This window comes from Rathayibacter sp. AY1F6 (genome assembly GCF_002932035.1).
Classification (GTDB): domain Bacteria; phylum Actinomycetota; class Actinomycetes; order Actinomycetales; family Microbacteriaceae; genus Rathayibacter.
Window position 1 is genome coordinate 109,776 of sequence record NZ_PSVD01000007.1, and the last position, 11,800, is coordinate 121,575.

An 11,800-nucleotide genomic window follows, 5' to 3' on the forward strand; every position below is an offset into this window, starting at 1 on the left:
CGTGACGACATCGACCCGTGACGACCGTCATCCGGCGCCGACACCAACCAGCACAGGAGATCCCCTCACGTGAAGACCACGGTAGAACAGCTGAGCCCGACCCGCGTGAAGCTCGCGATTTCGGTCACCCCGGACGAGCTCGGCCCCAGCATCACGCACGCCTACGGCCACATCGCCGAGCAGATCAACGTCCCCGGCTTCCGCAAGGGCAAGGTCCCGCCCGCCATCGTCGACCAGCGCGTCGGCAAGGCCGCGGTGCTCGAGCACGCGGTCAACGAGGGCCTCGACGGCTTCTACCGCGAGGCCGTCCGCGAGACCGAGGTCCGCCCCCTGGGCCGCCCGCAGGCCGACATCGTCGCCTGGCCGAGCGACAAGGACTTCACCGGCGACCTCGAGCTCGCCATCGAGGTCGACGTGCGCCCCGAGATCACCGTCCCGGACTACGACGGCATCGAGCTCACCGTCGAGGCGGCCGAGGTCACCGACGCCGACGTCGACGCCGAGCTGGACAAGCTCCGCAGCCGCTTCGGCACCCTGGTCACCGTGGACCGCCCGGCGAAGACCGGCGACTTCGCGCAGATCGACCTGGTCGCCTCCATCGACGGCGTCGAGGTCGACACCGCCAACGCCATCTCGTACGAGCTCGGCTCGGGCGAGCTGATCGAGGGCATCGACGAGGCGCTCGACTCGCTCACCGCGGGCGAGAGCACCACGTTCACCGCTCCGCTGCTCGGCGGCGACCACGCCGGCGAGCAGGCCGAGATCGCCGTCGCGCTCACCGCCGTCAAGGAGCGCGAGCTCCCCGAGGCCGACGACGACTTCGCGCAGATCGCCAGCGAGTTCGACACCATCGCCGAGCTGCGCGAGTCGCTCAAGGAGCAGGCCGCTCAGCAGAAGACCTTCGGCCAGGGCGGCGAGGCCCGCGAGAAGCTCGTCGAGGCGCTGCTCGCCCTCGTCGAGGTCCCCGTGCCCGCCGGTCTCGTCGAGGACGAGGTGCACCGCCACCTCGAGGGCGAGAACCGCCTCGAGGACGCCGAGCACCGCGCCGAGGTCAAGGAGGCCAGCGAGAAGACCTTCAAGACGCAGATCCTCCTCGACCACGTCGTCGAGCAGGAGAAGGTCCAGGTCAGCCAGGACGAGCTCACGCAGTACCTCATCCAGGGTGCGGCGCAGTACGGCATGGAGCCGAACGAGTTCATCAAGATCCTGTCCGAGAACAACCAGATCGGCCAGATGGTCGGCGAGGTCGCCCGCAACAAGGCGCTCGCGATCGTCCTCGGCAAGGCGAAGGTCACCGACACCGAGGGCAACGCCGTCGACCTGACCGCGTTCACCGCGGTCCCCGGTGACGACGAGGCCGTCGAGGCCTCCGACGAGGCCGTCGCCTCGGACGAGACCGAGGTCGTGGAGGAGGCTCAGGCCGCCGCCGACGCCGAGGTCCCCGCGGAGCCCGTCGCCGAGGAGCCCGCTGCCGAGGAGGAGCCCGCCCCAGCCCCCAAGAAGAAGCGCGCGCCGGCCAAGAAGAAGGCCGCCGCTCCCGCCGAGGAGACCCCGGCCGCGGAGTAGTCGCCGCGAGCACGTCAGGAGCCGCCCCCCGATCCGTCGGAGGGCGGCTCCTCTCGTTGGGGGGCTCCGGTCCGCCCCGGGCGAACACGGGCGACTCCCGCTCCGCCCCGGGCGAACACGGCCGGATCGGCCTGGCGGCGTCCGATAGATTCGCCTCCGAAGCGACAACTGAAACGGAGCAATACATGGCCGACATGGTTATGCCCAACAGTGTTTTCGACCGCCTGCTCAAGGACCGGATCATCTGGCTCGGTTCCGAGGTGCGCGACGAGAACGCGAACGAGATCGCCGCGAAGCTCCTGCTCCTTGCAGCCGAGGACTCCGAGCGGGACATCTACCTCTACATCAACTCGCCCGGCGGCTCCATCACCGCGGGCATGGCGATCTACGACACGATGCAGTTCGTCCCGAACGACATCGTGACCGTGGGCATCGGGATGGCGGCCTCCATGGGCCAGCTGCTCCTCACCGCCGGAACCCAGGGCAAGCGCTACATCACCCCGAACGCGCGGGTGCTCCTCCACCAGCCGCACGGCGGCTTCGGCGGCACGGCCTCCGACATCCAGACCCAGGCGCAGCTCATCCTCGACATGAAGAAGCGCCTCGCCGAGATCACCGCCAAGGCGACCGGCAAGACCGTCGAGCAGGTCAACGAGGACGGCGACCGCGACCGCTGGTTCAGCGCCGAGGAGGCCCTCGCCTACGGCTTCGTCGACCACATCCGCTCGTCGGCGACCGACGTGGCCGGCGGTGGCGGAACCGCCATCGACGAGTAGTCCAGCGAACGCGCCGAGAGATCAGGAACAGACAATGACCACACCCACCTTCGGCGGAACGGCGTTCGGCTCCGGAGCCGCACCGTCCTCGCGCTACATCCTCCCCACGTTCGAGGAGCGCACGGCCTACGGCTACAAGCGCCAGGACCCTTACGCCAAGCTCTTCGAGGACCGCATCATCTTCCTCGGCGTCCAGGTCGACGACGCCTCCGCGGACGACATCATGGCCCAGCTCCTCGTGCTCGAGAGCCAGGACCCGGACCGCGACATCGTCATGTACATCAACTCGCCCGGTGGATCCTTCACCGCGATGACGGCGATCTACGACACGATGCAGTACATCCGCCCGCACATCCAGACGGTCGTGCTCGGCCAGGCCGCCTCGGCCGCCGCCGTGCTCACCGCCGCGGGAACGCCCGGCAAGCGCCTCGCGCTGCCGAACGCGCGCATCCTCATCCACCAGCCCGCCGTGCAGCAGGGCGGGGGCCAGGCCTCGGACATCGAGATCCAGGCCGCCGAGATCATGCGCATGCGCGAGTGGCTCGAGGAGACGCTGTCGCACCACTCGAACCGCTCGATCGAGCAGGTCAAGAAGGACATCGACCGCGACAAGATCCTCGGCGCGAGCGACGCGCTCGAGTACGGGCTGATCGACCAGGTGCTCACCAGCCGCAAGAGCCTCCCGGCTCTCACGGCGTAGGGCGTCCGGGAGGGGCCGGGTGGCGGAGCGATCCGCCGCCCGGCCCCTCTCTGCGTCCTCCGTCGCCGTAGCAAAGCGCCACACGAGGCGCAAGGCACGGCGAATCCGGCCCGCCTGCCGAGCCCTCGCGGCTCAGCGGCTAGGCTCGGAGCAGTGTCAGGGGGCTCGTCCCGCTCGCACCGGCCGGAGCTCCGGGCTCCGTTCCACGACCGACCGACGCACGACAGACGCACGACAAGGAAGTGGGGCATCCCCGTGGCACGTATTGGCGAAAGCGCCGACCTGCTGAAGTGCTCCTTCTGCGGCAAGAGCCAGAAGCAGGTCCAGCAGCTCATCGCGGGACCGGGCGTCTACATCTGCGACGAGTGCGTCGAGCTCTGCAACGAGATCATCGAGGAGCGCCTCTCCGAGTCGAGCGAGGAGACGAGCCACGAGTTCGACCTCCCGAAGCCGAAGGAGATCTTCGGCTTCCTCGAGGAGTACGTGATCGGGCAGGAGCAGGCCAAGAAGGCCCTCGCCGTCGCCGTGTACAACCACTACAAGCGCGTGCGCGCCCGCAACACCATCACCGCCGCCGACGCGATCCACGACGAGGTCGAGATCGCCAAGAGCAACATCCTGCTCATCGGCCCCACGGGCTGCGGGAAGACCTACCTCGCCCAGACCCTCGCGAAGCGCCTCAACGTGCCCTTCGCTGTCGCGGACGCCACGGCCCTCACCGAGGCGGGCTACGTCGGCGAGGACGTCGAGAACATCCTCCTCAAGCTCATCCAGGCCGCCGACTACGACGTCAAGCGTGCCGAGACCGGCATCATCTACATCGACGAGGTCGACAAGATCGCGCGGAAGGCCGAGAACCCCTCGATCACGCGCGACGTCTCGGGCGAGGGAGTGCAGCAGGCGCTGCTCAAGATCCTCGAGGGCACCGTCGCCTCCGTGCCCCCGCAGGGCGGGCGGAAGCACCCGCACCAGGAGTTCATCCAGATCGACACGACGAACGTCCTCTTCATCGTCGCCGGCGCCTTCGCCGGACTCGAGGACATCATCTCGTCGCGGGCGGGCAAGCGCGGCATCGGCTTCGGCGCTCCGCTGCACAACAAGGAAGACGAGATCAACATCTTCAGTGAGGTCCTCCCGGAGGACCTGCACAAGTTCGGGTTGATCCCCGAATTCATCGGGCGTCTCCCCGTCGTGACGACGGTCACGCAGCTCGACCAGGTCGCGCTCATGCAGATCCTCACCGAGCCGCGCAACGCGCTCGTGAAGCAGTACCAGCGGATGTTCGAGATCGACGGCGTCGAGCTCGAGTTCGACCGGGGCGCTCTCGAGGCCATCGCGGACCTGGCGGTCCTCCGCCAGACCGGGGCCCGCGGACTGCGCGCGATCCTCGAGGAGGTGCTCGGCCCGATCATGTTCGAGGTACCCTCCTCGGACGAGGTGGCTCGGGTCGTCGTCACCCGTGCCGCGGTGCTCGACAACGCGGCCCCGACGATCGTCCCTCACGCTCCCCGTCGCCAGGAGAAGAGCGCCTAGTCGCTCCCCGCCCCGCTCTGCCAGTTCACCGCGATTGGCCCGGCGGATCGTCGGGCGAGGCGCTCCCGCTTCCCTAGCCTGGCGGAGCGCGCCGACGGTGCGTCCGGTCGCCTCGGTGCCGGTCGATCCTCCGGGAGGCTCCGCCATCGTCCAGCCGCTGCTCGCCGGGATCGTCGCCGCCCTGACCGGCTTCTCCAGCTCGTTCGCGATCGTGCTCGCCGGGGTGGTCGCGGTGGGCGCCACCGACGCGCAGGCCGCGTCGGGCCTCCTCGCGGTCTGCGTGCTGCAGGGGGTCCTCTGCATCGTGCTGAGCATCCGCTACCGCGTGCCGATGACCTTCGCCTGGAGCACGCCGGGAGCCGCCCTGCTGGCCGCGACCGCGACGCTCCCCGGTGGTTTCGACCGCGCGGTCGGGGCGTTCCTGGTCGCCTCCGCTCTGCTGGTGGTCACCGGGCTGTGGCCGGCGCTCGGGAGGCTCGTCGCGCGCATCCCGCGGCCGCTCGCGAACGCCATGCTCGCGGGCATCCTGTTCCCGCTCGTCCTGGCGCCGGTGCGCGCGGCGGTCGAGATCCCCGCGCTCGCGCTGCCGGTGATCCTGCTCTGGCTGCTGCTCCTGCGGCTCCTGCCCCGCTGGGCGGTGCCGGCCGCGATCGCCCTGGCGATCGTGCTGCTGATCGTGACGGACGGCGCGGCACTCGCCGGTGCGCCGCTGCTCCCCGTGCCGCAGTTCGTCGCTCCGGTGTTCGAGATCGGAGCGATGGTCGGGATCGGCCTGCCGCTCTACGTGGTCACCATGGCCGGGCAGAACATCCCGGGCATCGCGGTGCTGACGAGCTTCGGCTTCGCGGCCCACTCGCGTCCCGGGATCGTCTCGACCGGTGCTCTCTCCGGGGTCTCGGCGATCTTCGGCGGCGTGCCGATCAACTACGCCGCGCTCAGCGCCGCGCTGACCGCGGGTCCCGAGGCCTCGCCGCGGCCGGAGCAGCGCTGGGTCGCCTCGGTCTCGGCGGGCGCCTCCTACCTCGTGCTGGGCGTGTTCGCCGGAGCGGCCGCCGCGCTGGTGTCCTCCGCGAGCCCGCTGCTGATCGAGGCGGTCGCCGGTCTGGCGCTGCTGGGGGTGTTCGTGTCGGCGGTGCAGGCCGCTGTGGAGGACGCGCGGCTGCGGCTGTCGGCGGCGGCGACGCTCCTGGTCACCGCCTCCGGCACGACCATCGCGGGGATCGGATCGGCGTTCTGGGGCCTGGTCGTGGGACTCGTCCTCCTCGCCTGGCTCGTCCCCCGGCGCCGCTAGAGGAGGCCGCGGCGCGCGAGCAGCGGCTCGGTCCGCGCATCCCGCCCGCGGAACGCGCGGTACGCGTCGAGCGGATCGCGGGAGCCGCCGAGCTCGAGCACCCCGCGGCGGAAGCGCTCGCCCGCCGAGCGGTCGAGGCCGCCGTTCTCCTCGAACCACTCGACCGTGTCCGCGTCGAGGATCTCGCTCCAGATGTAGGAGTAGTAGCCCGCGGAGTAGCCGCCGGAGAAGACGTGCGCGAAGTACGTGCTGCGGTAGCGGGGCGGCACGGCGGGGAGGAGGAGGCCCGCGCCGTCGAGCACGTCGCGCTCGAAGGCGGCCGCGTCGCGCGGCTCGACCGGTGCCGGCAGGGAGTGCCAGGCGAGGTCGAGCAGGGCGGACGCCAGGTACTCGCTCGTCGCGAAGCCCTCGCCCCACAGCGCGGACGCCTCGAGGCGCTCGACGGTCCCCGCGGGCAGGGCCTCGCCGGTCTCGACGTGGCGGGCGTACTCGGCGAGGAGCCCGGGGCGGCGCACCCACGTCTCGTTCACCTGGCTCGGGAACTCGACGAAGTCCCGGAACACCGCGGTACCGGCGAAGCGCGGGTACCGCGTGCTCGCGAACAGGCCGTGCAGGGCGTGCCCGAACTCGTGGAACAGCGTCTCCACCTCGTCGAGGCTGAGAAGGGCGGGCTCGCCCGCGCCCGGAGCCGACAGGTTCAGGTTGTTCACGACGACGGCGGAGTCGCCGAGCAGCGAGGTGCGGCTGGACAGGGAGTTCATCCACGCCCCGCCGCGCTTCGAGTCGCGGGTGAAGGGATCGAGCAGGAACAGGCCCAGCGGCGTCCCGTCCTCCTCGTGCACCTCGAACACGCGGACGTGCTCGCTGTAGCCGGCCAGGTCGCTCCGCTCCGAGAAGCGGACGCCGTAGAGACCGGTGGCGGCGGCGAACACGCCGTGCCGGAGCACCCGCTCCAGCTCGAAGAAGGGACGCAGTGCGCTGGAGTCGACGGAGTAGCTCTCCGACCGCACGCGCTCCTCGTAGTAGGCGCGATCCCACGCCTCGATCGTGAAGCGCGGCGCTCCGGCGGCGTCCTGCTCGGCGTCGGCGGAGGCCTGCATCCGCTCGAGCTCGATCCTCGCGTTCCGGGCGGCGGGAGCGGCGAGCTCGCGCAGCAGCGACAAGACGCGCTCCGGCGAGCCCGCGGTCTGGCCCGAGATCACGAACTCGGCGTGCGAGGCCGCGCCCAGCAGAGCTGCGCGCTCGGCCCGCAGCGCGACGATCCGCTGCAGGGTCGCGGTGGTGTCGTGCGGCCCGCCCTCCGCACCGCGGCCGACGGAGGCGCGCAGGACGCGCTCGCGGACGCCGCGGTCGCGCAGACGCGCGAGCCAGGGGTGTCCGGAGTAGAGGGGCAGGGTGATCAGCCAGCCGTCGACGCCGCGGTCGGCGGCGGCGCGCGCGGCGGCCGAGACGTCGGACTCGTCGAGCCCGTCGAGGCCGGCGACGTCGTCGAGGAGGACGGCCCGGTCGTTCGACTCGGCGAGCAGGTCCTTCTCGAAGCGCGTGGTCAGGGTCGACAGCTGCTCGTTCAGCTCGCCGAGCCGTGCCTTCCCCGCGTCGTCGAGGAGCGCACCGGAGCGCTCGAAACCGGTGATCCTCCGCTCGAGGAGGTAGGCCGTCTCGGCGTCGAGGTCGAGCTCCGTCGACTGCTCGGCGAGAGCGCGGAGCCGGGCGAACAGGCGCGGGTCGAGGCTGATCGCATCGCTGTGGGCCGAGAGCAGCGGAGCGAGCTCGGCCTCCAGAGCGTCGGTGAGCGGAGTGCGGTCGGAGGCGGCGACAGTGAAGAAGACGGCGCTCACCCGGCGCAGCTCGCGGCCCGCCCGCTCGAGGGCGACGAGGGTGTTCTCGACGGTCGGCGGCTCGGAGGCGCCGGCGATCGCGTCGATCTCGGCGCGGTGCCGGCGGAGGGCCTCGAGGAACGCCGGGCGGTAGGCCTCGGGGTCGACGGCGGCGAAGTCGGGGAGCCCGTGGGGGAGTCCGCTCGGCTCGAGCAGGACGGCGACGGGATCGGGAGCGCTCATCCTGCGAGCCTAGAGCGCGAGCGGGGGAGAGGGCTCCGGCTCAGGATCGCAGGACACGCGCGCTCACCGGGCTCGGCGACCGCGCCGCGAAGGGGCGTCAGCCCCAGTCGTCGTCGTCCTCGCCCTCCACGCGGCCCTGCGGCTGCGTGATGTAGGCAGCGTCCTCGTCGGGACGGTAGGTGATCGTCGTGCCGTCGTCGAGTTCGAGGACGGGCCTGCCCTCGAGCCAGGTGAGCGTCCAGCGCCAGTCGGCGGTCGCCGTGCCGGCCGCGGCGAGCTCGCCCTCGACGTCGCCGATGGCGGTGACGACGATCTCGGGGAGGGTCTGCGGCGGCACCTGGCCGACCGACCAGCGGGTTCCGAGCTGCATGGGAGGGGTCCTCTCGACGGTGGGGAGGGAGGCGGGACGGTTCCCGCCCCCCGGGAGCGGCGCTACGCCTCGGTCTCGAGTTCGATGCCGACCGCGAGGGCGTCGCCCTCGGCGAAGTCGAGCGTCGCGATCCTGCCGACGGCCGCGAGGTCTCCCGCGGCGAGTCGGAGAGACGCGACGAGCTCGGCGGGCGCCGTCACCAGGGCGGAGCGGGCCGGCGTCTTCTGCGAGGCCTTCGCATCGGTCTTCGCGCGCCGGATGGCCGTGAGGACGGAGCTCGCCGCGGCCAGGACGGCGGGGTCGCCGCCCAGTCCCTCGACCGTCGGCCAGGGGCGCAGGTGCACCGAGTCGTCGTGCGACCACGACCAGGTCTCCTCCGTCGCGAACGGCAGGAACGGCGCGAACAGGCGCTGGAGGACGTCGAGCGCCCGGTGCAGGGCGGCCGCGGCGGACGCGCCGTCCTCGCTGTACGCGCGCTCCTTCACCAGCTCCAGGTAGTCGTCGCAGAACGTCCAGAAGAACGCCTCCGTCGTCTCGAGGGCGCGGGCGTGGTCGTAGTTCTCGAGCGCCGTCGTCGCGTCGGCGACCACGGTGTCGAGGGTGGCCAGCATGCTGAGGTCGAGCGGGTCGGTGACCTCGGCGCCCTCGGCGAGAGGGAAGCCGTGGATGAATTTCGCCGCGTTGAGGATCTTGATCGCCAGTCGGCGGCCGATCTTGATCTGCGTCGGGTTCTGCGGGTCGAAGGCCGCGTCGGTGCCCAGGCGCGAGGAGGCGGCCCAGTAGCGGACCGCGTCCGAGCCGTGCTGCTCGAGCATCGCGGCGGGAGTGACCACGTTGCCCTTCGACTTCGACATCTTCTTTCGGTCGGGGTCGACGATGAAGCCGGAGACGGTCGCCGTGCTCCACGGGGCGCGGCCGTCCTCGAGCTGCGAGCGCAGGAGGGTAGAGAAGAGCCAGGTGCGGATGATGTCCTGGCCCTGCGGGCGCAGGTCGTAGGGAGCGACCAGCTGCCAGAGCTCGTCGTCGCGCTCCCAGCCGCCCGCGAGCTGCGGGGTCAGCGAGGAGGTCGCCCAGGTGTCCATCACGTCGAGCTCGCCCTGGAAGCCGCCCGCCGCTCCGCGCTGGTCCTCCGAGTAGCCGGGGGCCGGGTCGCTGGAGGGATCCACCGGCAGCGCCGCCTCGTCCGGCACGATCGGGGAGTCGAAGACGGGGTTGCCGTCGCCGTCGAGCGGGTACCACACCGGGATCGGCACGCCGAAGAAGCGCTGGCGCGAGATCAGCCAGTCGCCGGAGAGGCCGTTCACCCAGTTCTCGTAGCGGACGCGCATGAACGCCGGCACGAAGCGCACGTCGCGGCCGAGCTCCAGCAGGCGCTCCTTGAGCACCGCGTCGCGAGCGCCGTTGCCGATGTACCACTGGCGGGTCGACACGATCTCGAGCGGCTTGTCGCCCTTCTCGAAGAACTTGACCTGGTGGGTGATGGGGCGCGGGTCGCCGACCATCTCGCCGGACTCCTTCAGCAGCGCCACGACGGCCTGCTTCGCGGAGAAGACGGTCTTGCCGGCGAGCTGCTCGTACGCGGCGCGGCCCGCGTCGCTCGTGATCGCGGCGGGAGCCTCCGAGATCAGGCGGCCGTCGAAGCCGATGATCGCGCGGTTGGGCAGGTCGAGCTCGCGCCACCAGACCACGTCCGTGATGTCGCCGAAGGTGCAGATCATCGCGATGCCCGAGCCCTTGTCCTTCTGCGCGAGGTGGTGCGCGAGCACCGGGACCTCGACGTCGAAGAGCGGCGTGCGGACGGTGGTGCCGAACAGCGCCTGGTAGCGCTCGTCGTCGGGGTGCGCGACGAGGGCGACGCAGGCGGGCAGCAGCTCGGGACGGGTCGTCTCGATGAAGACGTCCTCGCCGCCGTCGCGGTGGAAGCCGAGGCGGTGGTAGGCGCCGGGCTGGTCCTTGTCCTCGAGCTCCGCCTGGGCGACGGCGGTCCGGAAGGTGATGTCCCAGAGCGTCGGGGCCTGCGCCTGGTAGGCCTCGCCGCGGGCGAGGTTGCGGAGGAAGGCGCGCTGCGAGGCGGCCTGCGACTCGTCGCCGATGGTCCGGTAGCTCTGCGACCAGTCGACGGACAGGCCGAGGGCCCGCCAGACGTCCTCGAACTGCTTCTCGTCCTCGACGGTGAGGCGCTCGCACAGCTCGACGAAGTTGCGGCGCGAGATCGGCTTCTGGTCGGCGGCCTTGCTGCTCTTGTTGTCGCCGCCCTCGAACGGAGGCGTGAAGCCGGACTCGTAGGGGAGCGTCGGGTCGCAGCGCACACCGTAGTAGTTCTGCACGCGGCGCTCGGTGGGCAGGCCGTTGTCGTCCCAGCCCATCGGGTAGAAGACGCTCTTGCCGCGCATCCGCTGGAACCGCGCGACGACGTCGGTGTGCGTGTAGGAGAAGACGTGCCCGATGTGCAGCGACCCGGACGCGGTGGGCGGCGGGGTGTCGATCGAGTAGACGTCGGCGCGGGTGAGGCCGGTGCGGTCGAACCGGTAGGTCCCGTCGGTCTGCCAGCGGAGGCCCCACGTGCCCTCCAGGCCCTCGAGGGCGGGCTTCGCGGGGAGGCGGTCGGCGAGGGTCATGATGCTCCGGTTCGCTATGGGCGGCACCGTGTCGGTGGTGATGGTGCCTGGATGGGGGCTCCGGGGCGAGTCGCCCGCCGGCCGCGACTATTCTACCGGAGCGGCGGGAGCCGGGTCAGTCGACGACGGGGGCGAAGCCGGCGCGGACGGGCGCGAGCGCCTCGTCGAGATAGGGCACGAGCTCGCCGCGGGTGGGGCCCGCCGCGGCCCACGCCTGCACGGCCGCCACCGCGGCTCCGACGCTCGCGTAGGCGATGGCGCGCGAGAGGTGCGAGGGCAGCGGGCGCGCGCTCCGCTCCTCCACGAAGCGGGCGATGACGGCCGCCTGCCGGGCGAGGCGGCCGAGGGCCGACGCCTGCAGCTCGTGGACGCTGCCGATCATCTCGGACTGGGTGAGCACCCACGGCACCGTCGCGGGTCCGAAGCCGGAGCCGATCGCGAGCAGCGCGTCGCCGAGCGCGTCCATCACCGGCGCCTCTGCCGCCGTCTCGGCCAGCGCCTCCGGGAGCTCGGCCAGCCGGTCGTCGACCAGCACCCAGAAGACGTCGCTCTTGGACTCGAAGTAGTTGAAGAAGGTGTTGCGCGAGACCCCCGCCCGCTGGGCGATCTGCTCGATCGTCGTGCCCGCGTAGCTCTGCTCGACGAAGAGGTCCAGTGCGGCGTCCTCGAGCATGGAGCGCGACGACGCGCGGGGCCGTCCGCGCTGCACTCCTCGCACCATGAACCGCTCCTGCTCCGCTTCCCCCGACGCGCTAGGATAGCGCCGGACGACTTCGACCCGGCCATCACCGGTGAGTCTCCGGAAGAACGGCGCCGGCTCCGGCCTGCGCCCAGTAGACCCGGACGGGTGCGGCCCGTGACAGCCGATCGAGTGGGAACGCGTCAG

9 protein-coding genes are annotated in these 11,800 nt (G+C 71.4%); 5 read left to right on the forward strand and 4 right to left on the reverse strand.

Annotated features, from left to right (window positions below):
* The first annotated feature begins 69 nt into the window (after window positions 1-69).
* From tig to C5C44_RS08555, 5 genes are all read left to right on the forward strand, one after another.
* Complete coding sequence (tig, locus tag C5C44_RS08535; protein WP_104226727.1) at window positions 70-1,566, forward strand: trigger factor; 1,497 nt, start codon at window positions 70-72, stop codon at window positions 1,564-1,566.
* A 185-nt stretch (window positions 1,567-1,751) separates the two neighbouring features.
* Window positions 1,752-2,342 carry an ATP-dependent Clp protease proteolytic subunit gene (locus tag C5C44_RS08540; protein ID WP_097165884.1) on the forward strand — a complete coding sequence of 197 codons (591 nt, stop codon included), beginning with the start codon at window positions 1,752-1,754 and terminating at the stop codon, window positions 2,340-2,342.
* A gap of 34 nt (window positions 2,343-2,376) precedes the next feature.
* Window positions 2,377-3,042, forward strand: coding sequence for an ATP-dependent Clp protease proteolytic subunit (locus C5C44_RS08545; RefSeq protein ID WP_068253282.1), 666 nt, complete (start codon window positions 2,377-2,379; stop codon window positions 3,040-3,042).
* A gap of 255 nt (window positions 3,043-3,297) precedes the next feature.
* Window positions 3,298-4,575, forward strand: a complete 1,278-nt coding sequence (gene clpX, locus C5C44_RS08550) for an ATP-dependent Clp protease ATP-binding subunit ClpX (RefSeq protein ID WP_104223693.1) — start codon at window positions 3,298-3,300, stop codon at window positions 4,573-4,575.
* 115 nt (window positions 4,576-4,690) lie between these two features.
* The gene (locus tag C5C44_RS08555) at window positions 4,691-5,866 is read left to right on the forward strand and encodes a benzoate/H(+) symporter BenE family transporter (RefSeq protein WP_104335693.1); all 1,176 of its coding nucleotides are present in this window, start codon (window positions 4,691-4,693) and stop codon (window positions 5,864-5,866) included.
* On the opposite strand, the gene C5C44_RS08560 is transcribed toward C5C44_RS08555, so the two are convergent.
* The 4 genes from C5C44_RS08560 to C5C44_RS08575 form a co-directional block, all read right to left on the reverse strand.
* Entirely contained in the window at window positions 5,863-7,926 is a 2,064-nt protein-coding gene (locus tag C5C44_RS08560) for a M3 family metallopeptidase (RefSeq protein ID WP_104335681.1), read from the reverse strand. The genes C5C44_RS08555 and C5C44_RS08560 overlap by 4 nt on opposite strands.
* A gap of 97 nt (window positions 7,927-8,023) precedes the next feature.
* Window positions 8,024-8,296 carry a hypothetical protein gene (locus C5C44_RS08565; protein ID WP_104250565.1) on the reverse strand — a complete coding sequence of 91 codons (273 nt, stop codon included), beginning with the start codon at window positions 8,294-8,296 and terminating at the stop codon, window positions 8,024-8,026.
* A gap of 62 nt (window positions 8,297-8,358) precedes the next feature.
* A complete protein-coding gene (gene valS / locus C5C44_RS08570) occupies window positions 8,359-10,914 on the reverse strand; it encodes a valine--tRNA ligase (protein WP_104335682.1) in 2,556 nt (851 codons plus the stop codon).
* 115 nt (window positions 10,915-11,029) lie between these two features.
* The gene (locus C5C44_RS08575; RefSeq protein ID WP_104327686.1) at window positions 11,030-11,635 is read right to left on the reverse strand and encodes a TetR/AcrR family transcriptional regulator; all 606 of its coding nucleotides are present in this window, start codon (window positions 11,633-11,635) and stop codon (window positions 11,030-11,032) included.
* Between the last annotated feature and the right edge of the window lie 165 nt (window positions 11,636-11,800).